Raw genomic sequence first — 24,686 nt, 5'->3', positions numbered from 1 at the left:
CCGGCCATCTATGTTGCAGCCCATGGCAAATATCTCCATGACGGATCGGTGCGACTGCGGTGCGGCGGCCGGCCCACTGGGCATGTGCGTGGATTATTACCACGGGATCCTGGCCGAGGAGCAGTCGGATCCGCAGATGTACAAATGGCACGGGCCCGTGGTCATGACATATCTTCTGCAGCATCCTTCCAGAGCCCATGAGAAATACCTCGACGGCCAGTTTCGCCAGTTGCAGCTCTACGTGGATCAAGGCCTTGACGCGTGGCTCCGCCTGTCGGCTCATCAGGTGGCACGGAACAACCACCGGGCACGCCTGGGCTATGACATGACACTGTTGGCGGCATACGCACCGCTCCCGAAGGGTGAACCATCCGGCTTCCGCGCCTCGTTCAGCGGGATGCCGTTCAGGGACGGCAGCTTTGTGTTCGACGGACATCCGGCGTACGGGGATCACATCAAAGCCATCGCCGAAGCGACGGTGGAGTCCTGGAAATCCGTTCAGAGCTGATGCTCGAAGGCCGGTGTGAGGGGTGCGTAGACATCGGCCGAGCGCATCAGAGCCCTGACCGGTAGACGGTCGACGCAGCACGACAAGTTTTGGACAAGCCGGCGTGGCTAGCGTGCACCGTAGCTAAGTCGGGAGCCGCCATGCCTTCTTCAGCGCCAGTCGGTCCGCGAATTCGTCTGGGCAGCAGAGATGGCAGCTCTTTCCACATGGCATGCGGAGTATTGATCGCGTTGATTGGCGCGGTGGCAGCCTTCGCCTTCAACGCGATCTATGCGAGGGGCTGGATCGATCTGGAGGTTTATCGAGAAGGCGGAGAAGCGGTACTGCAGCGTACCTCTGTCTACAGCTTGATCGTGGGTGACAATTGGTTGAAGTTCAGCTATTCGCCGTTCGCGGCGATGCTGTTCACACCTCTCGCGTTGGTGGGAATGGAGGCCGCCGTCGCCCTATGGGTGCTGATCTCCATACTCGCTCTTGAGGTTTTGATATGGATTCTTGTTGGTCACGCTGCGGTGGGGCGCCATAGCCGCCGGACTGCTCGTACGTTGTTGGTCGTTGTCGCGATGCTTCCCTTGTATCCGGTGACGCTGACGTTGTGGAATGGGCAGATAGGTATCATCCTGCTACTGGTGATAGTTGTAGACCTGACGCACGGCAAAGAGAAGTGGCACGGCATAGGAACGGGAGTCGCCGCCGGCGTCAAACTCACCTCGCTGATATTCATCCCCTACCTTCTCGTCACGCGTCGCTTCCGGGCCGCCCTGATGGCGGGCCTCGGTTTTCTCGGCACGGTGGCCCTCGGATTCCTGGTGCTGCCGGCCGATTCACGTGATTACTGGGGTGGTGAATTTCTCGACACGCAACGGGTGATCGCCGGGCAGGGTGTGAATTTCTTCAATCAGTCGCTTCGCGGCATGCTCATGCTCGTGTCCGGCTCCTGGCCCACCGTGCCCCTCTGGCTCGCCCTGTGCGCGGTGGTCGGCGCGGGTGGACTTTGGGTCGCCGCACGGACCGCGAAGGAGGCGGGAGAGCTCGCCGGAATCACCGCCTGCGCCATCGTGGGACTACTTGTCTCACCCGTCTCCTGGCCACACCACTGGGTCTGGTGCGTACCGCTCCTGGTGCTCTGGGCGCAGCGCGCTCAGCGCGTGGACTCCACGCCTGAGAAGGTGGGTGTGGGGCTCTTGTGGTTCGTCTTTCTACTGCCCGGATATATCGTCCTGGCGACGCTTTTCATATATCCGTCCCACGTCGGAACGTGGCTGATGTCGCTGACAGGTAGTTACGTGCTCGGTGGACTGTCGATATTGCTGGCGCTTGCGGTTCGTTTCGGCCGAAGCGATTGGCGGCAAAGAAGGCACGGGTCGGTCGACGGCCAGGGTTATACGGCCTGACCTGGGTGTGAGTTCGCAGCCGGTCGTATGGCCACGGCGTACCGACCGGCCCTGTAACCGGGATCAGTCGTTCGCCGTCAAGGCCGCGCGTGTGGCGGTGAGGATCTCCTCGGAGAGAGGGGAGCCCTTGGTGGCCCGAGCCAGGACGAGTGCGCCGAGCATCGTGCACAGCCGGGCGAGGCCGTCCTGGTCTTCGGTGGCGAGCCGCTCGGCGAAATCGCTCACGCCTTCGGCGTAGACGCGGTGGGCCTCGCGATCACCAAGTTCCCGTGCCATGTCGGTGGCGAGCCCGGCGACGGGGCAACCGTCCGCAGGGTTGTCGCGGTGCTCGACGGAGAGGTAGGTGTCGATCAACGCCTGCTGGGCGGCGTGCGACTCCGGTCCTGTCGTGCGGTGCCGGGCGAACTCGTCGAAGGCGTGGGCGGTGGCCTCGTCGACGAGTGCCTCCTTGGAGGCGAACTGCTTGTAGAAACCGCCATGGGTCAGACCACACTCCTTCATGAGGTCGGCGACGCTGACCTGCGTGCCTCGTTCGCGGAACAGCCGGGAGGCGGCTTCCACGACCCGCTTGCGGTTCTCCTGCGCTTGCGCCTGCGACACGCGGCCCATCGGCCACCTCCCAAGTTGGATGTCGGTTGACATCTATCTTACCCTTCGGTTTAGATTATGGATGTAATCTAAATTCGGGACTCGGTCATCGGAACCGTCCACGACGCTGGGAGCAAGCATGGAACTGAAGGACGCGGTCGCAGTGGTCACCGGCGCCAACCGGGGGTTGGGTCGCCAACTGGCCATCCAGCTCCTGGAACGCGGAGCGAAGGTCTACGCGGCGGCCCGCCGCCCCGAGAGCGTGGACGTGGTCGGCGCCATCCCGCTCCGCCTGGACGTGACCGACGAGGAGTCGATCCGAGCCGCGGCCGGCGTCGCCTCCGACGCGACGCTGCTGGTGAACAATGCCGGGATCTTCACCGGCACCCCCCTGGTCGCCGGTGATCTGGACTCGGTGCGGTTGGAGATGGAGACGAACTTCTTCGGGCCGCTCGCCGTGACGCGGGCCTTCGCTCCGATCATCGAGAGCAATGGCGGCGGCGCCGTGCTCAACGTCCTGTCCGTGCTGTCCTGGCTGCACCCGGCCGGCTCCGGGGCCTATTCGGCGGCCAAGTCCGCCGCGTGGGCCCAGAGCAACGCGATTCGCGAGGAACTGGCACCTCGCGGCATCTCCGTCTCGGCACTGCACGTCGGGTACATGGACACCGACATGGCCGCCGACGTTCCCGCCGAGCGGAAGACCGACCCGGCCGAGGTCGCGGCCCAGGCCCTGGATGCCATCGAGAAGGGCCTTCCCGAAATCCTCGCCGACGAGATCACCCGGCAGGTCAAGCAGAACCTGGCCGCGACGCCGACCCCGGTCTGAGGCGCAGCCCGCGGCGCCCGTCACACGTTGCCTTCGGTGGCGTCGACCCGACTAGGAACTCGTCTTCTCACCGGATACGGCCGGAGTCCATGTCGAGCCTGCTCGGTCTGGTTCGGCGGTGGGGAGTCGGCGGGTCGTGGAACCGGACCTGAAGCTCTCTGGGCCTCGTCAGGGGAGGCCGTACCGCTGCTTGATCATTTTGGCCTCCTCCTCGCTCACCTGGAGGGGGGTGACGGCCAAGGTCCTTCGCAGGTCGGAGATGATCTTCTCGCCCGCGCCCCGGACCCGAGTGCGGTGCTGAACGAGCTGGGCGTCGAACTTCTTGGCGGCCGGTCCCGTCCACACTCTGCCTTCGTGAAAGTCCCGGTACGGGGGGTCGATGCCGCTCTCGATCTCCTGGACCAGCGGCTCGACCGTTCGGAGGGCCTCTCCCAACGCCGCGTGGAGCGGATTGGGCACCAGCTTGGCCATGAGATCAGTCCTTCTTCGGGGTGGAGGAAGGGGACTTTGGTGTCGCGGACGGCGCGCTGGCGTCGGTGAGCAGTTTGGGGGCGATCAGCTTCATGAGTGCCAGCACATCGGCGGCGTTGTCCCGCCCCTCGACACCGATTTCGAGGAGGATGTTGATCTCTGCCTTGCCGCGCACCAGGGTGGAGAACGCTGCGTTGTTCTCGCCGCTGACTCGCTTGAAGTAGTAGCCGGTGACCCCGGGAAGGATCTCCGGAAGCGGTGTGGCGCCGCCTTCGATCTGCTCCTCGACCGGCCCCGGATATCCTCCCGGTGAAAGGTTGATCAGCAGGACCTTCAGCTGCTCGCCCTCTCGCTGGTAGATCGCGCAGCTTCCGTCTCCAAGGCCGCCAGCGCTTGTTAGGTCGAAAGAGCCGCGAACCAGCGGATTGCGCACTCCGGTCATCAGTTCAACCGCTTTCAGCGGGATGTGATCGCAGAGGTATGGAGGGGCGGCCACCGCTGGCAACGGAGTGCGATCGACCGCCACCTCCCCACTCTGACAAGCTATCAACGTGGCTAGGGCGCAGGTCAGCGCAGAGGTGACGGCAAACGCTCTGCGCATCATGAGCCGTACTGAGCGAAGCCGTTGGCGAATCCCTCGTGCAGACGACTCTCTGTCTCTCGCCAATGTTTTCCTGAAGGTCCCTCATGGAGCCATCGGTAATAGGCCTCCAACCGTCGATACTTGTCGGCGGTGTTGGTGGCCGTTTTGTCGATCATCTCGTCCTTAGTCATAAGGGTCTGGCCATCAGCCTTGAGGAAGTTGTTGGGGTTGTCGCGAGGGTCATCCCCCTTCTGCAAGCCCTCCAAGGTGGCCCAGGGGTGGTTCCGGTCGGGGGGCTCGGCGGAACCAAAGAGGTCGTTTTTGAGCATGGCTCGAACGGCGAGGTCATTTACAAGGCCGCGGGTCTGGTTGACCATGATATTTGCATCGTTACGGGCGTTGTCCTCCGCGTTGCCCTTCGCGGCATCCTCAATCATCCCGGTCCACGCCCCGGTGACATCGGCGATGACTGGCCAGGCTCCCCCCTTGGGGGCGATGAGGCCAGTATTGACCACTGCCATGAGCAACTTCATGTTGCGTTGCTGTGCCTCATCCAGATCCTTGCCTTCCTTGATCTTGGCCAGCCCTGCCGCATCGGTGATCAGGCCGAAACCCGTCCCAAGTTGTCTCGCGTTGGCCAGGAGGGCATCGTTACCTCGCCCTGCGGCCACCTCCGCAGCACCGTGATCAATAAGTTTGCTGGCGTATGCTGTCTGAGCGTCCAAAACAGCGGAAAATGCCTTGGAGTCGGTGAACGCTCCCTTCATCACTTGATGCAGTTCTCTCGTGTTGAACTGCACTCCCCAGGGGTCTCGACCGGGCACGCTGGGATTGTCGGTCCCCCTGACTCCAGTGGCAACGATGAGGTCACCCGCCTGAGTGGCGCGGTTGATGTCGCTGATGTAGCCAGCCAGGATGCTTCCCATCGCGGCGGGGCTCACCGGAGAGTCGGGGGATTTACCGTCCTTGATCCGTACGGCATCCAGATGGACGAGCTCCGAAGCGAGCTTGGCCGACAGGAAGCCGCGTGACGGGTTCTGCGGTGAGCCGTCGTGGTCGCGGAAGACGAGCGTCGCGGCCTTCAGAGCCGCGCCAAGGGCCACGCCGTCGTCGCTCAGGCCCCGTTCGGTCATGAAGCGTTTCAGCGTGGTCGGGTCGCCCGCGAAGAAGTCCTGGGCCGCCGCTGGATCACGGCTGAGCCCTTCCAGCAGGGTGGCCATGACCTGCGGATCCAGTGGCCTTTCGCGATCGATGGACTCGATCTTCCTGGCGGTGGCGAGGAGGAAGGCGGTGCTGAAGGTGCCGTGTTTGAGGGCCAGTGTGGCGGCGTAGCCCTTCTCCCAGCCGACGTAACCTCCCTTCGGGGCGGCGTCGAGGTCGGACAGCAGCTCTTTCCACCAGGCGTCGCCCAGGCGCGGGGTCGCCGTACCCAAGGTTTTTCCGAGGGTGGCCTGCAGGCGCTCCGCTTTCTTGTCGTCCTTGCGCTTCGCGGTCTCGACCATCAACTGGCGGAATCTCGTCGTGCCCAGCGTGTTCATCAGCGCGGCGGCGAACGTCGCGTCCCCCGTCCGCTTCTCCAGCCCTTTCAGGAGTTTTTCGTCGATCTCGCCGTCTTTGACGGTCTTGCCGAGACCGAGGGTTGCGGCATAGATGTCCGAGTTGTGGCCGGCCTTGCCGTACAGCGCCTCGTCGAAGGCGGCCAGCCCGCTGGGCGCCTCGGTGGCGGCACCCCACTCGGTGAGCTTGGTGCTGATCGTCTCGTTGCGACGTCGCAGGTCGGGGCGACTGGTTTCGATCCAGCTCTGCATCTCGCGCAGCGCGCCCAGTCCCGAGGCGTCCAGGTCGAACCGTTGCAGGGTACGGCGGATCTGCGGTTCGTTGCGTCCGAGTGCGTCCTGCGCCCGGCCGAGCCCTCGCTCGAAGTCGTTCATCCGCTCGGGGTCGATCCCCGAGTACTCGCCGTTCACGCTCGGAGTCGGAGTCGCCGGGGCTCTGTGCGGTGCGGGGGAGGGGACAGCGGGAGCGGGTTGAGCGGTGCCGGTCGGCTGGGCGGTGCCGGTCGGTGGAGAGGGAGACCGCTGGTCAGGGGCGGACTGGGGAGAGGGGGAGGGTGTGGGATACGGATGGGTCATGAGGGCGCTGGACTCCGGCTTGGTCCGTGAAGGTGACAGCTCCAGCGGACATATTAATTTCAATCCGCCTATCCCGCCAAGATATTTCCTAAAATGGAAATAATTGATAATTGTGTCGCTTTGAAATAGGTGCTTGCCGGGTGTAAGTGCTCACAGCTCCTCGGCCTGTGTCGCCGCTCGGACGGACTGTTTCGCCGTGCTCGGGGAGGTGGTGCTTCACGAGTTATCCCCAGAATCGGGTTCGGCTCGTTGGCGATCGCTCCATCCCGCTGATCCTGGGGCCTCGATCCTTCATCGAGCCCAAGGAGGGCGTGCGTGATCACGGCACTCGTCACCGTCACCATCCTCTCGGCGGCCCTCGCGGGAAACTCGCCCTTCCCCGCGCCCCGCCTTTCCCCGGAAGCCTGCGAGACCTGGGGCCACCTTCTCTCCTTTCCTCCGATCGCCCCGCCGGGCGGCACCCAGCACCTGCTGGTGGAAGAGGATTTCCTGCCGGAGAAGATTCGCATCGCTCTCTCCGCCATCTGCGCGCCCTGGGCGCTGCTCTCGCCGGATGCGGGTGGCGGCGGATCGACATCCCCGCAGGGCTCCTTCTCACAGGGTTCCCCTGCCTCGGCCTCCCCGCAGGGCTCCTTCCCGGCCTCGGCTGCGAATCCGGTCCTGGCCTCGGTTCTGGGTGCGGTCGGCGAATGGCCGCCCGGGTTCCCGGGAGCGGATGCCGGCTTCGCTGACCCTTCCGGTCCGGAGGCGGGAGGGGCAGTGGAGTCGGCGGAAGACTCAAGTGGCAGGGGAGACGCCTCGGTCTCTTGGATGAATCCGGCATCTTGGGCAGGGCTGAGAGATCCCCGAGCCTCCTCCCGGCCCGAGTCCTCCTGGCTGGAGTCCTCGCGGGCGCGAGCCAAACGGCCGCAGCGCCCTTCCGAGGGACAAAAAACGCCCGCCGATCGCGGGGCGGTGCCTTCACGCGGGGCGGTGTCCTCGCGTGGGGTAATGCCCCCGCGTGGGGCGGCGTCCTCCCGAAAGAAGGCCGTTTCCCGAGGGAAGGCCCCCTCCAGCGGGCGGATGGCACCTTCGCGAAGGAGAGCGATGTCCTCGCGCGAAGGTGTCCAGGGCCTGCGGGGCCGGATCGCCGCCACCGCCGCGCTCCGCCAGGTCGGCAGGCCGTACGTCTGGGGTGGCGGTTCGATCGCGGGTCCGACCGGCGGGGGCTTCGACTGCTCCGGGCTCGCCCTGCACGCCTGGGCCAGGGCGGGAGCAAGGCTCACCCACTACACCGGCACCCAGTTCAGACAGGGCCGCCGGGTGGCCTTCTCCCGGCTCCGCCCGGGAGACCTGGTCTTCTTCGGCGGAGGCGGCGGAGACCCCACCCACGTGGGCGTCTACGTCAAGGGCGGCGTCATGGTCCATGCCCCCAAGACCGGCGATGTCGTCAGGACGATCGACTTCACCGCCTCGCCCTACTATCTCTCCCGCTATCGAGGCGCCGTCCGCCCCATCCCGCGCTGACTCGCCCCGCCCGGCCTACCTGATCTGCCCCATTCCGCGCCGACTCACCTCGTCAGGCCTGCCCCATCCGTCCCATCTCGCGCTGACTTGCTCCGCTCGCCCGACCTCGTCCGCTCCACTCCGAGCCGACTCGCCCCGTCCGGCCCAGGCCGCACTCGATTCGCCTCCGTCTCGGAGATCACTCGCCCGCCCAACCGAGTGTCGGTTCCCCCCAGGATGCTGGTAATGTAATCACGCGTTGGCCCCCTTAGCTCAGGGGATAGAGCACCGGCCTCCGGAGCCGGGAGCGCAAGTTCGAATCTTGCAGGGGGCACCAGCGATCCATCAAGGGGAAACCCGGAGACGACCCGCGGAGACGCGGGTCGTTTTTTTGCTTTCCTGAGTCCTTCCAGCGGCGTCCGTCTCGCCCTCGCCCAGCGGCGCTCAACCCGTTTGGGGGGTGGTCGATTGTGGGTAGTTTGAGGCTGCCTCAGCGTGCGGCCGTGGGTGCTTCGTCAGGTGGCCGGTCCTGGATGGCGCTGAGCGGACAGGGGAGGCCCTTCGGATGAAGGTCGTTGCGTTGTCCTGCACGCAGAAGCGTCTCCCGTCGCTGACCGACGCGCTGCTGGAGGCGGCGATCACCGGCGTCCTCCGGGAGGTCGGTGACGCGGAGATCCAGCGGATTCGGTTGATCGACCATCGCATCGCGATGTGCGAGGGCGAGGACACCTGCCTTGATCCCGAGGTGGGCCGGTGCACGCTCGACGACGACTTCGAGCACGTCGTCGGTCTGGCCGAGGGCGCGCAGGCGATGCTGCTCGCCATGCCGGTGTACGCGGGGAACGTGCCCGCGATACTGAAGATCTTCCAGGAACGGCTGAAGAGCTTCATGAACGCCGGGCAACGCCCGTTCGGCAACCTGCTGGTGGGGACGATCGTGCATTCGCGCACGATGCTGACCGAGCCCGCACTGGGATCGTTGTTCCCGTGGTACCTGCGCCTACGGAACAGGAACGTGGCGTCGGCGTGCTTCACCCAGAACGATCACCAGGACCTGACCCGCACCGCGGCGCCCGACCTGTGCGTGGCCGTGGGCCGGCAGCTCGGCATGACGCTCGGCGGCGGCCGGTCGCCGGCCGACGAGCGCACGGCACTGCCGTTGGTTCAGTCACCGGCTCGTCCGCGGTGCGGCGACCCGACCGCGTCCTCTTCCGGAGAGTGAGGGGATTCCGCGCGCCAGGTGCACCCGTCGCCCACCTGTTCGCACGAGACCGTGACGCCCGGTTCCACGTAGCGGGCGGCGATGGCGGTGTTGAGTTCCTGGCAGTACGGGCACGGTGACGGGAACGTCAGTACGACGCCGTCACGGGCGGCCCGTTTGCGGTACCGGAGGATCCCGCAGTCGGCGTTGCGCAGGACGGTGCCCGACGGCTGGGGCTCACTGGTCACCGCCGAGTCGTACAGCAGCAGCTGACGCCGCAGCCGGGTCATGAAGTGATCGGTGGCGGACACCCCGGCGGGCCGTTGCGCCCGCAGCAGCTCCGCGGTGATGCGGGAGTTCGCCTGGATCCACGCGGTCAGCCCTTCTTCGCCGTGCTCTCCCAGGATGAACTCCTCCGCGGCCGCCTGGGCCTCGAAGAACCGCTGGCGCCACAGGTCGACCTTCTCGGCCGGGTCGAGGGGAGACGTTTCAGTCAGGTCGAGAGGAGCCGGTTCATCGGTCATGGTCCGCGTCCTTCCCGGCGGCGTCCCCGGCGGCGTCGTCCAGTTCGGCGAAGACCTCCTGGGCGACGCGCAGCCCGTTGTTGGCGACCGGCCAGCCACCGTAGTAGGCGAGCTGAATGATGACCTCGATGATCTTCTCTCGCGACATCCCGAGGTGCAGGGCCGCGCCGATGTGGCCGCGCAACTCCCAGTCGGTCCGTGCCAGCGCGACCGCGGTCAGCGCGACCAGTTCGCGCTCCTCGACGCTCAGGTGCGGGCGGGTCCAGATCTCGCCGAACAGGTGGTCGACGGTGATCCGCAGGAACTCCGGGTAGGAGCCCGGGCGTGGTTCGCGGCCGAAGACCTGCTGGAACATGGCCTCGCCCCGCTCATGCCGGGAAGACGGCTGATTCATCGATCAACTCCCTCGTGTTGGTCGAACACCGGTCGAACAGTTGTCAACGTCCACGACGCCACGAAGGCGACGAGCAGCAGCGCGGCGCCGCTGCCGAAGGCGGCCGGAACACTCACCCGCTCGGCGATGAGTCCCACGACGACCGGTCCGACGACGGCGCCGACGTCGGTGCACATCGAGAAGACGGCGACGCCACTGCCGGCCCGGCCGACGACGACGTCACCGATCAGCGCGGCCGGTGCGGCGTTGAGCAGCGCCGATCCCGCCGCGTACACGCTGAGCAGGACGACGAGCCAGGCGTACCCGTCCACGAACATCAGGGCCGTGATCGCCGCCGCGGCCACACCGGTGCCGGCGATCATGGCGAACCGGCGGCCGGCCCGGTCGACGACCCGGCCGGCCGGCATGATCAGCAGCGCCTGGACGACGGCGGATGTCGTGAACGCCCACCCGACCCATGTCACGTCATGTCGCCACGCCACGATCACCGTGGGGACCAGTGCGCCGCGCAGCCCGAACAGGACCCATCCCTGCGCCAACGCCGCGAGGCAGGCCACCACGTAGCGTCGGTCCCGCAGCAGGACCGGTAGCCGGACCACGTCGCGGCCGGGCTCCGCGCCGGTGCCTCGGCCGGTGTGGAGGACCGTCGATGCCAGCATCGCGGCGGCGAGCAACAGCACGGCGTACGCCACGAACGGTGCGGACAGGCTGATGAGAGCGAGCAGCCCGCCCAGCGCCGGTCCGCAGATCCCGCCGAGCAGGAAGCCCGCTTCGAACACGGCGCCGGCCCGGCCCCGCTGGTCGGCGGGCGCGATCGCCAGGAGTGTCGCCAGTGCGGACACCGAGAACAGCACCGAGCCGACGCCGCCAAGGCCGCGGAAGGCGAGCAGCTGCCCGTAGGACCCGGCGAACGCGGTCAGGGCCGAGGAGACCGCGCACAGCAGCAGGCCGGCGACGAGGACCCGCCGCTCCCCGAAACGAACTCCGAGCCGACCGCAGAACGGACTGGTGGCCAGCCGCGTCAACGCGAACAGGGCGACGAGCGCCCCGATCTGGGTGGGCCCGGCCCCGAACGTCGCCGCGTACACCGGGAGCAACGGGAGCACCAGTCCCAGGCCCAGCATGACGCAGCCACCGACGACACTGAGGACGTAGACCTCGCGGGGGAGACTCGGCTGGGCGGTGGCAACGGGTGGGACGCTGCCGGGGCCGGCCGCCGTCACTGTCCGATCACAGGATGATGCTGAGCTTTCCGTGCTCGTACAACGTCTCGTGGTCGAGCACCACGACCCGTTTCCTGATCCGGAACGACTCGCTCTCGACCACGAGCTCGAACCGGTATTTTCCGACGTAGACGTCAGAGCGTCCGTGCCCGAACCGGTACACGACGACGTTCGCCGCCACGTCGAGGTGCGTGCCCCGATCGGTCAGGATCTCCACGTTGCCGATCATCCGATTCGTCCGCGACCGGGGGTTCTCGCACCACACCTCGCCGTTGAGGAGCTGTTCGATTCGCTGGCGCAGCCGGGCGGCGTCGTCGTCGATGAGCCCGAGCGCGTCGGCGGTCTCGCCGCGGACGTCGGTGGCCGGCACCGAGTAGCGGATGTCGTCGGTCAGCATCTCGTCGTACCACTCGCGCAGGCGCCACTCGTCGAGCAGCCGCGCCTCACGGAACAGGAACCGGCTCACCCGGTGCCACAACCGCACCTGGGCCGTTTCGTCGACCGTCAGCTCGATGGTCATTGTGGTTGCGCCCCTTGCATCTCGGCCCGGTGGGCGATTTCGAGGTGACCGTCGTCGCCGTGCATCAACCGGTCCCACTGCCGCCAGAACTCGCGGGCCGGAAGCTCGTCGGTCGTCTCCGGGACCTCCTTGTTCATACCGCGGGACAGATCCGAGTAGCGGACCGTGCGGTTGAGATAACCCCGCTGGCACGACTCGACGATCTCGATGTCGTCGGGGGTGGCAAAGCCTGCGGGGCCGAGGAACGTCAGGTAGTGACTCTTGCGGAGTTCCCGGATGTCCGGATCCTCGTCCTTGGGGGCGAGGGCGACCGAGGTGATGGCCATCTGGCCGGCGCCGACCGGGTCGATCTTGCGGATCGTGATCGCGATCGCGTCGATGATCATCAGGTTGGGGAAGATCAGCACCGCACGATTGGTGCCGGTGATGCGTTCGGCGCGTTCGGCGCCGAACCGGTCGGCGAACCGCGCGGCCGTCGCCTCGATCCGCGGCCGGACCTCAGGGCCGAACATCGGCGTCCAGTAGGCGAGCGGGCGGGCCGCCGCTGGTGGCAGCTCGTTGGCTCCGTGCCCCAGTCCGAGGGCGCGGCCGAAGCCGCCTCGTCGCCGTGGTGGCACCGACCCCAGCGACTCCATGTAGCCGACGTAGCGCTTGTGCAGGGCACGAAAGTGGTAGATGTCGACGCTGTTCTCCATCATGAGCTTCCAGTTGGCCCGAGCTCCGTGGAGTTGCGCCCCCTGGATCACCTCCATCCCGACCTCGGACTGGTCGTCGATCAGGTCGAGGTACTCCGTCGCGCCCGCCAGGTACTCGGTCAGGGTGCGCGGCTGCTCCGCATCGAAGGTGACGAACACGAAACCTCGGTAGCCGTCACTGCGGTGCTGTGCCAGGCCGAAGTCCGCCTTGCGAAAGCCCGGCCCGTACCCGTCGGGGATCGGGACCCCGACCAGGTCGCCCTGGTTGGAGAACGTCCAGTCGTGGTACGGGCACCGGAACGATCTGGCCTGCCCGGCCGGCTGCGAGCAGATCAGGGCACCGCGGTGGGTGCAGCTGTTCGCGAAGACCCGGATCACCCCGTCGGACCCGCGCGCCATGACCACCGGGCGCCCGCCGACGTCGCGCGACACGTAGGAGCCCGGTCCCGGCACCTCCGATTCGTGCCCGACGTACAACCAGCAGCGATCGAAGATCCTGGTCATCTCCTGTGCGGCCAGGTCGTCGTCGGTGTAGGCGCGGCGATCCACCCGGAACGAGAGGCGCTCAAGATCGTCGAGCACGATCGGGTCGCCCACCGGCCGCCGCGGTTCGATCGTCACTGCTCCCTCTTTCGCTGTAGCGTCTCGACCGCGCCGATGACCAGCTCGGCCGTGCGCACGGCGGAATCGCCGCACTCCGGCTGCGCGGCGCGCAGCCGGGCCCGGTGGTCCCGGGCGGGATCGAGCAGGTCGGTGACGGCGTCGGCGACCGCCTGCTCGGTGACGCCGGCCGGCTCCAGCGCCGTCCCGAAGCCCGCCCTGTCCACGAAGTACGCCTGGATGGGCTGGTCCACGGCCAGCGGGATCACCAGCATCGGTGTCGCCGCCCGGATCGACTCCGCCACGGAGTTGTAGCCGCCGTGGGTGATGAACACGTCGGCGCGTTCGAGCACCTCACGTTGCGGTAGATAGGGGGCGGTGAGCACTTCGTCGGGCAGCGCGAGCTCCTCGGCGAGATCTCCCACCGCGGCGATCACCTGCGCACCGGTCGCCGCCGCCCCGGTGATCACCGTACGCAGCAGGTCCGGCCGCCGGTAGAAGATCGTGCCGAAGGAGACGTACACCAGCGGGCGGTCGGGGTCGATCCGATCCAGGCCGGAGAAGGCGACCTCGTCGCCGCGGGTCCCCACCGCACCCGGCAACCCGACCAGCTGCACACCGTCGTCGGTGACCGCGTCGTCCCCGACGAGGGCGGGAATCGTCGGCATCAGGTTGAGAATCGGCGAACGCGCCGAATGGGTCCGGGTCGACCACAACACCCCGTGCCCGGTCAGATAGGCGCCGACCTGCTCGTCGTACGGCCAGCGACCTCGTCGATGCTCGCGCGGGCATACTCCGCCCAGGTTGGCCCAGATCATCCCGTACGGCACGCCGGACGCCTCCGCGCCGACCATGGCCGACGCCGTGACCGGCAGCGAATCGACGAGTACGAAGTCCGGCGCCGTCTCACGGAGCGCCTTGGCCGTCTGCTCCGCCACCGGCGACGACCGGAGCATCGGGCCGATCTTCGCCGGGTCGCCGCTCCACGGCGCCATCTCGACCTTCCCGATCGCGTGGACCGGCGTCTCACCCAGGGCCTGGCGACGCTGCTCGTCGAGCGTGCCACCGTCGGCGGACAACAACAGCAGCGCGACCTCACTGCCGGCGGTTCGGAGCGCATTGACCACCGGAATATACGGGTTCAGGTGACCATGCTGAGTCGTGGTGAGGAGGGCAACGCGCATCAAATCTCCGATTCATGGAAAGAAGACGACCAGGCCGACTCAGAATCCGGCTCCGGGTGCACCACAGCAGCTACGACCGCGACACCCTCCTGCCTTCGGAAACGAGTCGAGACGGCGACGGGCGAACGGCGGAACTCCGCCTCCGGACAGGCAAAAACGCCCGGCAGGCGAAAGGGGCCGTCGACGTCTGGGCACTGCTGTGAAGCTCTACGCATTCCCCACCATCGCCGAGGGGACACATCATGTCAACGACGTCTAAATCCTGGATTTGACGCTAATTTCATGATATCGACCTGTTTAAGCGGGCAAAGAGGATGCGCTTGCGCAGGAAAACAGAGTTGGCCAGGCCATACATCTGTCGCTTGAGCATCTTGACGCGGTTTGATGTCAAGCAGCTTCTTGGCATCGTGAAGACCATTGGCGAGGGAGGCAACCGGTGAACCGGTCCACCCAAGAGCCCTCACTGCTTGAGCTCACCACCGCCCTGACTCCCGCCACCGTCTCGCGGTTCCTCGCCTCCAACGCTTGGAACCTTGAGTACAGGGGGCAGGTCAAGGAGGTCTGGCGGCTCGTCGAGGGCGGGAATCTCATCGCCCGGATCATGCTGCCCCTCGACCCGGACTTCGCTGACCACTCCGATCGCTTCTGCGACGCCCTCCACGTGATCGGCCGGGTCAACGACTGCGATGCCGACCAGCGCTACGAGCGCATAGTCGCCACGAAAGTCGACGCGAGTTCCCTTCGGCGCAGGCTGGGAGACTTGCCCGAAGCGTAGTTCGGCTGTGTCTGAAGGAGCCCTCACCTTGTTTCAGGTGAAGGGTTTCCGCTGTTCCGTGCCGTGAGGTTCCCGAGGTAGTCCCTGATCATCGATCTCGACCCCCGCGAGGGGAGCTGGGCTAATACTCCCTTTTGCTGCATCTTTCCCTTTTGCTAAGTTGATCTTATGCGCCCCCTCCTCGCAATGCTCTCCGGCGCACTGGTGAGCCTTTTCCTGGTCGGTACAGCCACAGCCGACGCCGACCGACTCCGGCCGATCCCCACCGGCACAGCCGCCCTCACAGCCAACCCGATCTACGAGACCGGCGAACTGAAACCGGACACCTGCCCGGAGCGGCCAGTTGACAACGACGACTTCAAAGGCGCCACCAACTACCTCAACGGTCTCCTCCGTTGCCTCAACACCAGTTGGAAGCGCCAGTTCGCAACAGCGAGACTTCCCTTCAGCACACCGAAGCTGCGGGTCATACGCCACGCCGGTGTGAAAACCGGCTGCTCCGAATTTCCCGAGAGCGCCCAGGCGATCTACTGCTCGGCGAACAAGACGATCGTCTTTCATCTCGACAAGAAAGCCTTGGCCGACGTAAGCGACCTGTGGCTATTCTCAGTCCTTGGCCATGAGTACGGCCACCACGTCCAAGAGCTCTCCGGAATCATGACCACCTTCGACTCTCGCAGGTACCGCTCCAAGAAGGACTACAACGCAGCCTCACGTCGCCTCGAATTGCAAGCCGACTGTCTGAGCGGCGCCTTCATCGGCAGCGTCTGGTCCTCCCTGGAGCGGCCGGACTCGGACTTTTCCTACCTGCGGCGCTTTGAGAAGAGTTCTCCGACTCATGGCAAGGCCGCGAACTACTCTTACTGGTTGAACCGCGGCTTCCTGGCCAAGGGGCCCGACGCCTGCAATACCTTCGCCGCCAAGTCCAGAGTGTCTTGACCGCTGTCTTGGCGCCCGCGCCTCTTCCGGCGGCGAGGCGCTGAATCGGGACCGGGGGCAGCTTCGTCGCTCCGCTCCCGCCTGTCAGCGGTGCCATGACAGTCGTGCCGGGCGTGGGCGGAGTACCGCATGCGGCTCCTGTCCGGCGACCCCCATAATGATCGACGGCATTTGCCGATCAATAGGGGGTTTTGTGAAGAAGGTCATGGTCGCCACGGCTCTCGTCCTGGCCGGTGTGGGCACGGTGGCCGCGCCCGCGCCCGTGCTGGCCCGGTCGACGACCTCGGGGGCCGCGTCGTCGCTCGTCACGGCGGGAGGCGAGGCGGCCGTCGTGAAGTGTCAGACCCGCAGCCTCAAGTCGCTGGCGAACGGCAGGTACGTGTCCGCGGAGTTCGGCTGGTCGGGCGACAAGTACGGGATGCTGCGCGCCCGCGCCACGAAGGTCGGCCCCTGGGAGAGGTTCTCGATCTGCTACAACGGCCGCAACTACACGATCAAGTCCCTGGCGAACGGCAAGTACGTGTCCGCGGAGTTCGGCTGGTCAAGAGGCGACCGCGGGATGCTGCGCGCCCGCGCGTCCTCGGCCGGCACCTGGGAGAGGTTCCACATCGCCTCCTGCGGGACGGGCTGTGTGTCGATCAGGAACCTCGCCGTCCCCTCCCGGAACTACGTGTCGGCGGAACTCGGCAACAAGGGCGACAAGTACGGGATGCTGCGCGCCCGCGGCTCGAAGGTCGGCCCCTGGGAGAAATTCAGGGTGCAGTAGACCGCATTTCGGGCATCGATTTCGGGCATCGCCGTGGGCCGCCGATCCGGGTCCGGCAGGCGGTTCGCGGCGGATGCCATAGGAACGGGGCCGGTTCGCGGCGAATGTCACGGGAACGGGACCGGGGACCGGTTCGTTGGCAGGGAAACCAGGCGACCGGCCGAGATGACGGGGTGTGACGACAGGCGGGCGGAGTCTCGGCCGGATGACGGTCGTCGTCCGGACAGGGGCGGTCCTTCGCCGCTTCACGGCGGCGAAGTGATCTCGCGGGGGTTCCGTTCCAGAAGGGGTGCTTGATGCGTACCACCACGGATGCCGACGTGCGGCGGGTGTTCGACCGGATGGCGGATCGGTACGACGACCAGATGCGGGTCTGGGAGCGGCGCCTGTTTCCGGGGAGCAGACAGTGGGCCGTCGGGCAGGCGCGCGGCCGTACGGTGGAGATCGCGGTCGGCACCGGGCTCAACCTGCCGCTGTACGGAGCCGACGTCACGGTGGTCGGCATCGAGCTGTCCGAGCGGATGCTGGAGCTGGCGCGGCGGCGGGTGGCGCGGGAAGGGCTCGGCGAGCGGGTGGAGTTGCGGCAGGGCGACGTGCAGCGCCTGGAGCTGCCCGACGGCCACGCGGACACCGTGCTGTCCACGTTCACGATGTGCACCATCCCGGACCCGGCGGCCGCGGCGCGCGAGGCATACCGCGTGCTCAAGCCGGGCGGCAGGTTCGTGCTGGCCGAGCACGGGCCGTCGAGCAACCCGATCGTCCGCGCCGGGATGCGGGTGGTGGAACCGCTGTTCGTGCGGTTCGCGGCCGACCACCTCACCCGCGACCCCCGGCCGTTCCTGGAGCAGGCGGGGTTCCGGATCGAGTCGGTGTCCCGGATGACACGCGGCGTCGACTTCCGGGTGCTCGCCGTCCGGCCGTGACCCGCCGCCTTCCAGCCGCGTGATTCCGGTGCCGGTGAGGCACTGCACCCTCATGAGCGGGGTACGAGAGGGAACGGGCATCGACGAGGAGGCACCCGTGGAGTACGTCCTGAAGGAGATCGCCGACCAGCCCGCGTGCTGGCGGCAGGCGCTGGATCTCGGCGCGGCGAGTCCGGCGGGGCTGCCGGAGACGGGTGAGCGCGTCGCCGTGATCGGCTGCGGCACCTCGCTGTACATGGCGCAGGCGTACGCGGTGCTGCGCGAGCGTTCCGGGCAGGGGGAGACCGACGCGTTCCCCGCCTCCGAGCTGCCGGCGCGCCGCTACGACCGGCTGGTCGCGATCACCAGGTCCGGGACCACGACCGAGGTGCTGCGCGCCCTCGACGCGGCGGGCGACGTCCCGACGGTCGCCGTCACCGCCGACCCGGCGACCCCGGTCACCGGCCTGGCCAAGACGGTGATCGCGCTGGAGTTCGCCGACGAGCGTTCCGTGGTGCAGACCCGGTTCGCCACCAGCGCTCTCGCCCTGCTCCGCGCGCACCTCGGGGAGGCCCCCGCCGACCTCGGGGCCCAGGCCGAGACCGCGCTCACCACACCGCTCCCCGAGGGGGCGATCTCGCGGCGGCAGTTCACCTTCCTCGGCAGCGGCTGGACCAACGGCCTCGCCCAGGAGGCGGCGCTGAAGCTCAGGGAGGCCGCTCTCGCCTGGTCGGAGGCCTACCCCGCGATGGAGTACCGGCACGGGCCGATCAGCGTCGCCGACGAGAACAGCCTGGTGTGGTTCTTCGGCGGTCAGGAGAGACTGCTCGACGACGTGGCCCGCACCGGAGCCCTGACCACGGCCACCACCCTCGACCCGCTGGCCGACCTGATCCGGGCCCAGCGGCTCGCGGTGGAACTGGCCCGGTCGCGCGGCCTCGACCCGGACAACCCGCGCAACCTGACCCGTTCGGTGATCCTCGGGTAGTCGCCCTCAGCGGCGCCGGGCGGCGTTCAGCAGCCAGCGGCGGATCACGGCCAGCGCCAGCGGCAGCGGCACGGTGCCCGCGCCCAGGCCCACGTCGACCAGCAGGTCGAACACCTCCTTGCGGCGGGCGGCGGTGTCGATCGCGGCGTCGATGAAGCCGGGTGACTGGGAGGCGAGGGCGAGCACGTCGGTGGTACGCAGGTGCCGGCCGAGAGCCTTTCTCAGGCCGCGCCGGTAGGCGGGCAGCGGGTCGTCCGCCGCCTGGACGGCGGCCTCCCCGGCGAGCCGGCCGGAAAGCAGCGCGTAGAAGATGCCCTCGCCGGTGAGCGGGTTGATGAGACCCGCGGCGTCACCGGCGAGCAGCACCCGCCCCGAACCCGGCCCGGGACGGCCGGGGGAGAGGGGAAGATGGTGGGCGCGCAGGTCGCGGGCGTTCACGTGGGGCAGCAGCTCGGCGAGCCGTCCGTGCAGCACCTCCTTGCCCGGCAGGCCGGTGGCGTGCAACCGGGGCAGGAGCATGCCGTAGCCGACGTTGGCGGTCCCGTCGCCGATCGGGAATGACCACGCGTACGCGGGCCACCCGTCCTGCTGCATGAAGATCGACTGGACGTCGTCGTCGGCGGGCACGTCGGCGTAGCCGCGCACGGCGATCGCGGTGTGCTTCTCGGGGGAGGGGGGAACGCCGATGAGGCGCCGTACGGCCGAGTTGGCCCCGTCCGCGGCGACCACGGCGCGGGCGGTGACGGTGCCGTCGAGAACCACGTGATCGCCGAGATCGGCGAGCGCGCGGACCTGGTGGCGGCGGACCTCGACACCGCGGGCGCGGGCGGCGTCGACGAGGCGGGCGTCGAAGACCTTGCGAGGCACGACGTGGTTGGACCTGGCGGAGGTGGCCGAGACGCGGGCGCCGCCGGGGGAGACCACCGCCAGGCGCCGTGTGGGCCGGTAGTCGGCGATGAGGTCGGGAACGCCCAGCAGGGCGAGCTCGTCGCGTCCGTGGGCGGCGATGCCGTCACCGCAGGCCTTGTCGCGGGGGAAGTCGGCCCTGTCGAGCAGCAGGACCCGCGCCTCGGGCCTGAGCTGTCTCGCGCGCAGGGCCGCGGCCGCCCCCGCGGGCCCGCCGCCGACGACCACCAGATCCCAGACGTCATCCACCCCGGGGAGCCTTCCCCGTACGCCCGGGGGGAACCTCCACGCGGTGGATCTTCCGGGTGGCGCACGCCACCGTGACCCACCCGGGTATGGGGCCGGGGTGGGCGGGAGCGCGGAGGCCGGGCCGCTCAGGGCCGGGGAAAGCCGGTGGCCGGAGGTGGCCTCAGGGCCAGGGACCGGGGGGAGAGGCGGTGCAGGCGGCGGCTAGAGGTCGCTCAGGGCGGGGAGGAGCTCCTTCTCCGACCAGTCGAAGAACGCGTCCTGGTGCTCGTGACCGATCTGGACGAGGGCGACGTGGGTGAAACCGGCGTCGGTGTAGGCGCGTACCGCCTCCACCACGGCGTCCACGTCGGGGCCGCACGGCACCTTGGCCGCGACGTCCTCTGGGCGCACGGTCTCGGTGGCGGCGGCGAAGTTGACGGGCCCCGGAAGCTCGGCCATCACCTTCCACCCGGCCACCGACCAGCGCCACATCCGGTGCGCCCGCTCCCTGGCGGCCTCCACGTCGGGGTCGTAGCAGACGGCGAGCTGGCCGTAGACGGGCTTGCCCGTGCCGCCCTCCCCGGCGAACAGGCGCACCAGGTCCGAGTCGGGATCGGTCGCGACCAGCGCGTCGCCGTGCTCGGCGGCGATCTTCCCCGACTGGCCGCCGGAGGCGGCGATCGCGAGCGGGATGGGCCGGTCCGGCAGGTCGTACAGCTTGGCTGAGTCGACGTCGAAGAACTCGCCGCGGTAGGTGACGTACCCGCCCTCGAACAGCTCCCTGATGATCTGCACGGCCTCGCGGAACATCCCGTGCCGGGTGTCGGCGGACGGCCAGCCCTGACCTGTCACGTGCTCGTTGAGGTTCTCGCCCGCGCCCAGCCCGAGCGTGAAGCGGCCCTCGCTCAGCACGCCCATCGTCGCCGCCTTCTGCGCCACCACCGCGGGGTGATAACGCATGATCGGGCAGGTCACGTACGTCATCAGGGGCAGGTGCCGGGTGGCCTGCGCCGCCGCGCCGAGCACCGACCAGGCGTACGGGGAGTGGCCCATCTCCTCCAGCCACGGGAAGTAGTGGTCGGAGATGACCGCGTAGTCGAAACCGACCCGCTCGGCCGTCGCGACGTCCTGGACCAGCTGCCTGGCGGGCGTCTGCTCACACATCATCGTGTAACCGATCTTTGCCATACCCCGCCCCTACCCGGCTTTCCGCGAGCATCGCCGGAAGAGCCGAAAATATCGCCGTCCTTTACGAATCGCCCATCTACCAGTGGCCTGCCTCCACATCGCCCGCCTTCGAGTCGTCTGTCGGTGGATCGCCCGGCCACGAGTGACCCGGCCACGAGTGATCCGGCTACGAGTCGCCCGCCTTCGCGGAGGCGCCCGCCTTTCGTGGGGTGTCCGCCTTCGACGCCTCCCCGTCCGGGGCGTGCGGAGCCTGGGGGGTGGTGTGCTTGAGCGGGACCGCCGTGCCGCGGACCACGTCCAGCTGGACGGTCTGGCGGGGCGTCAGCAGGTCCAGCAGCCAGCTTCCCGCGATGCGTGCCCGGTTGCTCGGGATGGACAGCAGGTGGTAACCCCGGGTGACCACCTTGGCCGCCATGCCCGACAGCGGCACGCCCAGCGGGTTCGCGGCGGCACCGGTCCCTCCCAGGTCGACGACGAACCCCAGGTCGCTGTGCTTGTACGGCCGGAGCTGCCCGTGGCCGTAGGAGGCGGCGATGTTGCGGGCGGCCCGCCTGCCCTGGCGGCCCGCGTGCTGGGCGGTCATCGCCGTGTACTCGCCGGGCCGGGTGAGGTCGGGGACCGCGGCCGCGTCGCCGCAGGCGAAGATCTCCGGGTGGCCGGGCACCCTCAGGTACTCGTCGACGCGCAGACGCCCCTTCACGGTCGGCAGGCCCAGGGACTCCACCATCGGGTCGGGGCGCACGCCGACACACCAGATCAGGGATTTGGTCGGTACGAACTCCCCGTCGGAGAGCTTCACCCCCTCGGCCGTCGCCTCGGCCACGCTCGTCTCGGTGCGAATCTCCATGCCCCGCTCGGACAGCGTCCGGTACGCGCTCCGCGACAGGCGTTCGTCCAGCTCGGGGAGGATGCGCGGGGCGATGTCGGCGAGGATCCAGCGCATCGGCTGGTCGCGCAGCCTCGGCCGGTGTCTGCGGAGGGCGTTCGTGAGCAGCTGGCCCTGCGCCGCGACCTCGGTCCCGGTGTATCCGGCGCCCACGACCACGAAGGTGCACCTGGCCGTACGCTCCTCGGGGTCGTCGGACGCGTCGGCGAGCTCGACCTGGCGGATCAGGTGGTCGCGCAGGTAGAGGGCCTCGACGATGCTGCGGAAGCCGTGGGCGTACTCGGCGACCCCGGGTACGGGCAGGAGTTTGTTGACGCTGCCGACCGCGACCACCAGGCGGTCGTAGCCCAGTTCGCGGTGGTTGCCCTCGGCGTCGGTGCACTTCACGCGGCGCGCCTCGATGTCGACGCTGTCCGCCGTGGCGAGCAGATACCGCACGCCGGGATAGTCGCCCGCCAGCGGGACCGCCACCTTGCGGGCGTCGAGGATGCCCGCCGCGACCTCCGGCAGCAGGGGCAGGTAGAGGAAGTAGTCGGTCGGATTGATCAGGACGATCTCGACCGCGCCCTTCGCGATCCGGGAGAGGGTACGGACCGCGGTGAAACCCGCGAACCCTCCTCCGATCACGACGACTCGTTGTCGTTCACCCATGACGTCGCTCCTTTCGGCACTCCGTTTCCAGCGGCGTGCCCCCTCTACCCCCGGGTCAAGCGTGATGGGCCGTCCCATATTGCCCACGCGGCTCGTACGGACGCCGCGGCGAGCGGGTGGGACGCGGGGCCGCGGAATGCCCGGGGAGCGGATAAGGAGGATTAATCGCCAGGTCATCGGGCGGGCAAGATGGCGGGGCGGGCGAGTGGGAGCCGCTTTCCCTGGGGATGGCCGGGAGAAGGCGGTGGAATCCAGATGCCGCGCCGATTCGAGGATGATCCGGTTTGTTGGAGGATCGGCCGGTTTGGAACGGCCGGTTCGGGGGCGGGTCTGCTTCGGGGATGGGCCGGTCCGAGGATGGGCCCCTCTTCGGGGACGGCGGGTTCGAGGGCGAGCCGGTTCGAAGGGGGTGGGTCGTGACGACCTCCGAACAGTCACGCGAGGAGCCGCTGACCTCACCGTTGGCGCCACGCGCGAAGGAGCCGGGCTCGATCGTCGTGCGCTGGCTCACCAGCACCGACCACAAGGTCATCGGCTACATGTACCTGATGACGTCGTTCGTCTTCTTCCTGTTCGCCGGGCTGATGGCCATGGTCATCAGGGGGGAGCTCGCCCAGCCGGGACTGCAGGTGCTGACCACGGCGCAGTACAACCAGCTGTTCACCATGCACGGCACCCTCATGCTGCTGCTGTTCGCCACACCGCTGTTCGCCGGGTTCGCGAACGTGGTCATGCCGCTGCAGATCGGGGCGCCCGACGTGGCCTTCCCCCGGCTCAACATGGTGAGCTTCTGGCTCTTCCTGTTCGGCGGGCTCATCGCGAGCTTCGGCTTCCTCACCGGCGGGGGTGCCCCCGACTTCGGCTGGACGGGATACACGCCGCTCTCCCACGCGACCTACTCCCCGCAGCTCGGCGGAGACCTGTGGATCGTGGGCCTGACGATGTCCGGGCTCGGCACGATCCTCGGCTCGGTGAACTTCATCACCACGATCATCTGTATGCGGGCCCCGGGGATGACGATGTTCCGCATGCCGATCTTCACCTGGAACACGCTGCTCACCGGTGTCCTGGTGCTGATGGCCTTCCCGGTGCTGGCTGCCGCGCTGCTCGCCCTGCTGGCCGACCGCAAGTTCGGCGCCCACATCTACGACCCGCAGACCGGGGGGCCGATCCTGTGGCAGCACCTGTTCTGGTTCTTCGGCCATCCGGAGGTCTACATCATCGCGCTGCCGTTCTTCGGCATCATCACCGAGGTGATTCCCGTCTTCAGCCGCAAGCCGCTGTTCGGCTACATCGGCCTGATCGGCGCGACGATCGCCATCGCGGGGCTGTCGATGACGGTGTGGGCGCACCACATGTTCGCCACGGGCCGGGTGCTGCTGCCGTTCTTCTCGTTCATGTCGTTCCTGATCGCGGTCCCGACCGGGGTGAAGTTCTTCAACTGGATCGGGACCATGTGGCGGGGGCACATCTCATTCGACACGCCCATGCTGTTCGTCGTGGGGTTCTTGGTGACGTTCCTGTTCGGCGGGCTGACCGGGGTCATCATGGCCTCCCCGCCGCTGGACTTCCACGTGCACGACTCGTACTTCGTGGTCGCGCACTTCCACTACGTGGTCTTCGGCACCGTGGTGTTCGCGATGTTCTCCGGCTTCTACTTCTGGTGGCCGAAGATGACCGGCAAGATGCTGAACGAGAAGCTGGGCAAGCTGCACTTCTGGACGCTGTTCATCGGCTTCCATGTCACCTTCTTCGTCCAGCATCTGCTGGGCGCGGAGGGCATGCCGCGCCGCTACGCCGACTACAGCGCGCTCGACGGGTTCACCACCCTCAATTTGATCTCCTCCATCGGCGCCCTCCTGCTCGGCCTCTCCACGCTGCCGTTCCTGTACAACCTCTGGTACACCGCCCGCCACGCTCCGCGCGTGACGGTGGACGACCCGTGGGGCTTCGGCAACTCGCTGGAGTGGGCCACCTCCTGCCCCCCGCCCCGGCACAACTTCACCTCGATCCCGGCCATCCGCTCCGAGCGGCCCGCCTTCGACCTGCACCATCCGAGGGTGGCGATGCAGCCGCGCCAGCTCGACCCGACGGTGGGGCTCAAAGAGGAGATCTGACCGGCGGCACGG

At 67.8% G+C, this 24,686-nt stretch carries 24 protein-coding genes and 1 tRNA gene; 12 read left to right on the top strand and 13 right to left on the bottom strand.

Annotated features, from left to right (window positions below):
- Positions 1 to 22 precede the first annotated feature (22 nt).
- Positions 23 to 508 (top strand): DUF5946 family protein, encoded by a 486-nt coding sequence (locus ACFY3V_RS14510; RefSeq protein ID WP_389773403.1) that lies wholly within the window; start codon positions 23 to 25, stop codon positions 506 to 508.
- Between the two features lie 221 nt (positions 509 to 729).
- Positions 730 to 1,902 (top strand): glycosyltransferase 87 family protein, encoded by a 1,173-nt coding sequence (locus ACFY3V_RS14505; RefSeq protein ID WP_389773400.1) that lies wholly within the window; start codon positions 730 to 732, stop codon positions 1,900 to 1,902.
- 63 nt (positions 1,903 to 1,965) lie between these two features.
- Here ACFY3V_RS14505 and ACFY3V_RS14500 read toward each other — a convergent pair whose 3' ends face one another.
- Positions 1,966 to 2,511, bottom strand: a complete 546-nt coding sequence (locus ACFY3V_RS14500) for a TetR/AcrR family transcriptional regulator (protein ID WP_389773397.1) — start codon at positions 2,509 to 2,511, stop codon at positions 1,966 to 1,968.
- Positions 2,512 to 2,629: 118 nt separating this feature from the next.
- Between ACFY3V_RS14500 and ACFY3V_RS14495 the strand changes: the two genes are divergently transcribed.
- Entirely contained in the window at positions 2,630 to 3,316 is a 687-nt protein-coding gene (locus ACFY3V_RS14495) for an SDR family oxidoreductase (protein ID WP_389773394.1), read from the top strand.
- A gap of 168 nt (positions 3,317 to 3,484) precedes the next feature.
- On the opposite strand, the gene ACFY3V_RS14490 is transcribed toward ACFY3V_RS14495, so the two are convergent.
- From ACFY3V_RS14490 to ACFY3V_RS14480, 3 genes are all read right to left on the bottom strand, one after another.
- Complete coding sequence (locus ACFY3V_RS14490; protein ID WP_362897421.1) at positions 3,485 to 3,787, bottom strand: hypothetical protein; 303 nt, start codon at positions 3,785 to 3,787, stop codon at positions 3,485 to 3,487.
- A 4-nt stretch (positions 3,788 to 3,791) separates the two neighbouring features.
- The gene (locus ACFY3V_RS14485) at positions 3,792 to 4,313 is read right to left on the bottom strand and encodes a hypothetical protein (RefSeq protein ID WP_389773391.1); all 522 of its coding nucleotides are present in this window, start codon (positions 4,311 to 4,313) and stop codon (positions 3,792 to 3,794) included.
- A gap of 74 nt (positions 4,314 to 4,387) precedes the next feature.
- Positions 4,388 to 6,337, bottom strand: coding sequence for a hypothetical protein (locus tag ACFY3V_RS14480; RefSeq protein ID WP_389773388.1), 1,950 nt, complete (start codon positions 6,335 to 6,337; stop codon positions 4,388 to 4,390).
- 1,251 nt (positions 6,338 to 7,588) lie between these two features.
- Here ACFY3V_RS14480 and ACFY3V_RS14475 point away from each other — a divergent pair.
- From ACFY3V_RS14475 to ACFY3V_RS14465, 3 genes are all read left to right on the top strand, one after another.
- Positions 7,589 to 8,008 carry a C40 family peptidase gene (locus ACFY3V_RS14475; RefSeq protein ID WP_389773385.1) on the top strand — a complete coding sequence of 140 codons (420 nt, stop codon included), beginning with the start codon at positions 7,589 to 7,591 and terminating at the stop codon, positions 8,006 to 8,008.
- Positions 8,009 to 8,249: 241 nt separating this feature from the next.
- A tRNA-Arg gene (locus ACFY3V_RS14470) sits at positions 8,250 to 8,324 on the top strand.
- A gap of 228 nt (positions 8,325 to 8,552) precedes the next feature.
- A complete protein-coding gene (locus ACFY3V_RS14465; RefSeq protein WP_362897443.1) occupies positions 8,553 to 9,209 on the top strand; it encodes an NAD(P)H-dependent oxidoreductase in 657 nt (218 codons plus the stop codon).
- Here the strand turns inward: ACFY3V_RS14465 and ACFY3V_RS14460 are convergent.
- From ACFY3V_RS14460 to ACFY3V_RS14435, 6 genes are read right to left on the bottom strand one after another with little or no spacing between them, the layout of a single operon-like run.
- Positions 9,152 to 9,712 (bottom strand): hypothetical protein, encoded by a 561-nt coding sequence (locus ACFY3V_RS14460; protein WP_362897444.1) that lies wholly within the window; start codon positions 9,710 to 9,712, stop codon positions 9,152 to 9,154. The two genes, ACFY3V_RS14465 and ACFY3V_RS14460, sit on opposite strands and share 58 nt — an antisense overlap.
- Positions 9,702 to 10,106 (bottom strand): carboxymuconolactone decarboxylase family protein, encoded by a 405-nt coding sequence (locus ACFY3V_RS14455; protein ID WP_389773381.1) that lies wholly within the window; start codon positions 10,104 to 10,106, stop codon positions 9,702 to 9,704. Before ACFY3V_RS14455 ends, ACFY3V_RS14460 begins: the two co-directional genes overlap by 11 nt.
- The gene (locus tag ACFY3V_RS14450) at positions 10,103 to 11,329 is read right to left on the bottom strand and encodes an MFS transporter (protein WP_389773378.1); all 1,227 of its coding nucleotides are present in this window, start codon (positions 11,327 to 11,329) and stop codon (positions 10,103 to 10,105) included. The genes ACFY3V_RS14455 and ACFY3V_RS14450 overlap by 4 nt, the downstream gene beginning before the upstream one ends.
- A 7-nt stretch (positions 11,330 to 11,336) precedes the next feature.
- Positions 11,337 to 11,849: an aromatic-ring-hydroxylating dioxygenase subunit beta gene (locus ACFY3V_RS14445; protein WP_362897447.1), complete on the bottom strand. Its 513-nt coding sequence runs from the start codon at positions 11,847 to 11,849 to the stop codon at positions 11,337 to 11,339.
- Positions 11,846 to 13,165, bottom strand: coding sequence for an aromatic ring-hydroxylating dioxygenase subunit alpha (locus tag ACFY3V_RS14440; RefSeq protein ID WP_362897448.1), 1,320 nt, complete (start codon positions 13,163 to 13,165; stop codon positions 11,846 to 11,848). The genes ACFY3V_RS14445 and ACFY3V_RS14440 overlap by 4 nt, the downstream gene beginning before the upstream one ends.
- Entirely contained in the window at positions 13,162 to 14,271 is a 1,110-nt protein-coding gene (locus ACFY3V_RS14435; protein ID WP_389773374.1) for a glycosyltransferase, read from the bottom strand. Before ACFY3V_RS14435 ends, ACFY3V_RS14440 begins: the two co-directional genes overlap by 4 nt.
- Before the next feature lie 493 nt (positions 14,272 to 14,764).
- On the opposite strand from ACFY3V_RS14435, the gene ACFY3V_RS14430 reads away from it, so the two are divergent.
- From ACFY3V_RS14430 to ACFY3V_RS14410, 5 genes are all read left to right on the top strand, one after another.
- A complete protein-coding gene (locus ACFY3V_RS14430) occupies positions 14,765 to 15,103 on the top strand; it encodes a hypothetical protein (protein WP_389773370.1) in 339 nt (112 codons plus the stop codon).
- A gap of 168 nt (positions 15,104 to 15,271) precedes the next feature.
- Positions 15,272 to 16,042, top strand: a complete 771-nt coding sequence (locus tag ACFY3V_RS14425) for a neutral zinc metallopeptidase (protein WP_362897451.1) — start codon at positions 15,272 to 15,274, stop codon at positions 16,040 to 16,042.
- Positions 16,043 to 16,235: 193 nt separating this feature from the next.
- Complete coding sequence (locus ACFY3V_RS14420) at positions 16,236 to 16,808, top strand: hypothetical protein (RefSeq protein ID WP_389773367.1); 573 nt, start codon at positions 16,236 to 16,238, stop codon at positions 16,806 to 16,808.
- A 296-nt stretch (positions 16,809 to 17,104) separates the two neighbouring features.
- On the top strand, positions 17,105 to 17,731 hold the full coding sequence (locus tag ACFY3V_RS14415; RefSeq protein ID WP_389773364.1) for a class I SAM-dependent methyltransferase: 627 nt from the start codon (positions 17,105 to 17,107) through the stop codon (positions 17,729 to 17,731).
- Between the two features lie 52 nt (positions 17,732 to 17,783).
- Positions 17,784 to 18,698 (top strand): sugar isomerase, encoded by a 915-nt coding sequence (locus ACFY3V_RS14410; protein ID WP_362897454.1) that lies wholly within the window; start codon positions 17,784 to 17,786, stop codon positions 18,696 to 18,698.
- 6 nt (positions 18,699 to 18,704) lie between these two features.
- Here the strand turns inward: ACFY3V_RS14410 and ACFY3V_RS14405 are convergent, their stop codons facing one another.
- From ACFY3V_RS14405 to ACFY3V_RS14395, 3 genes are all read right to left on the bottom strand, one after another.
- A complete protein-coding gene (locus ACFY3V_RS14405; RefSeq protein ID WP_389773360.1) occupies positions 18,705 to 19,853 on the bottom strand; it encodes an NAD(P)/FAD-dependent oxidoreductase in 1,149 nt (382 codons plus the stop codon).
- Positions 19,854 to 20,054: 201 nt separating this feature from the next.
- Positions 20,055 to 21,020 (bottom strand): TIGR03557 family F420-dependent LLM class oxidoreductase, encoded by a 966-nt coding sequence (locus tag ACFY3V_RS14400; RefSeq protein WP_389773357.1) that lies wholly within the window; start codon positions 21,018 to 21,020, stop codon positions 20,055 to 20,057.
- A 166-nt stretch (positions 21,021 to 21,186) separates the two neighbouring features.
- On the bottom strand, positions 21,187 to 22,557 hold the full coding sequence (locus ACFY3V_RS14395; protein WP_389773354.1) for an NAD(P)/FAD-dependent oxidoreductase: 1,371 nt from the start codon (positions 22,555 to 22,557) through the stop codon (positions 21,187 to 21,189).
- A 449-nt stretch (positions 22,558 to 23,006) separates the two neighbouring features.
- Between ACFY3V_RS14395 and ctaD the strand changes: the two genes are divergently transcribed.
- Positions 23,007 to 24,674 carry a cytochrome c oxidase subunit I gene (gene ctaD / locus ACFY3V_RS14390; protein WP_389773680.1) on the top strand — a complete coding sequence of 556 codons (1,668 nt, stop codon included), beginning with the start codon at positions 23,007 to 23,009 and terminating at the stop codon, positions 24,672 to 24,674.
- The last annotated feature ends 12 nt before the right edge of the window (positions 24,675 to 24,686 follow it).

The sequence above is a fragment of the Streptosporangium sp. NPDC000095 genome (assembly GCF_042899335.1).
Classification (GTDB): Bacteria; Actinomycetota; Actinomycetes; order Streptosporangiales; family Streptosporangiaceae; genus Streptosporangium.
The sequence above is the reverse complement of the archived record's forward strand: the minus strand, read 5'-3'. Positions and strand labels throughout refer to the sequence as shown.

Excerpts from the sequence above, each read along its gene's own strand:
- ACFY3V_RS14510 (WP_389773403.1), top strand. The coding sequence starts at position 23 with ATGGCAAATATCTCCATGACGGATCGGTGCGACTGCGGTGCGGCGGCC.
- ACFY3V_RS14500 (WP_389773397.1), bottom strand. The coding sequence starts at position 2,511 with ATGGGCCGCGTGTCGCAGGCGCAAGCGCAGGAGAACCGCAAGCGGGTC.
- ACFY3V_RS14495 (WP_389773394.1), top strand. The coding sequence starts at position 2,630 with ATGGAACTGAAGGACGCGGTCGCAGTGGTCACCGGCGCCAACCGGGGG.
- ACFY3V_RS14490 (WP_362897421.1), bottom strand. The coding sequence starts at position 3,787 with ATGGCCAAGCTGGTGCCCAATCCGCTCCACGCGGCGTTGGGAGAGGCC.
- ACFY3V_RS14475 (WP_389773385.1), top strand. The coding sequence starts at position 7,589 with ATGTCCTCGCGCGAAGGTGTCCAGGGCCTGCGGGGCCGGATCGCCGCC.
- ACFY3V_RS14465 (WP_362897443.1), top strand. The coding sequence starts at position 8,553 with ATGAAGGTCGTTGCGTTGTCCTGCACGCAGAAGCGTCTCCCGTCGCTG.
- ACFY3V_RS14460 (WP_362897444.1), bottom strand. The coding sequence starts at position 9,712 with ATGACCGATGAACCGGCTCCTCTCGACCTGACTGAAACGTCTCCCCTC.
- ACFY3V_RS14455 (WP_389773381.1), bottom strand. The coding sequence starts at position 10,106 with ATGAATCAGCCGTCTTCCCGGCATGAGCGGGGCGAGGCCATGTTCCAG.
- ACFY3V_RS14445 (WP_362897447.1), bottom strand. The coding sequence starts at position 11,849 with ATGACCATCGAGCTGACGGTCGACGAAACGGCCCAGGTGCGGTTGTGG.
- ACFY3V_RS14425 (WP_362897451.1), top strand. The coding sequence starts at position 15,272 with ATGCGCCCCCTCCTCGCAATGCTCTCCGGCGCACTGGTGAGCCTTTTC.
- ACFY3V_RS14415 (WP_389773364.1), top strand. The coding sequence starts at position 17,105 with ATGCGTACCACCACGGATGCCGACGTGCGGCGGGTGTTCGACCGGATG.
- ACFY3V_RS14410 (WP_362897454.1), top strand. The coding sequence starts at position 17,784 with ATGAGCGGGGTACGAGAGGGAACGGGCATCGACGAGGAGGCACCCGTG.
- ACFY3V_RS14400 (WP_389773357.1), bottom strand. The coding sequence starts at position 21,020 with ATGGCAAAGATCGGTTACACGATGATGTGTGAGCAGACGCCCGCCAGG.
- ACFY3V_RS14395 (WP_389773354.1), bottom strand. The coding sequence starts at position 22,557 with ATGGGTGAACGACAACGAGTCGTCGTGATCGGAGGAGGGTTCGCGGGT.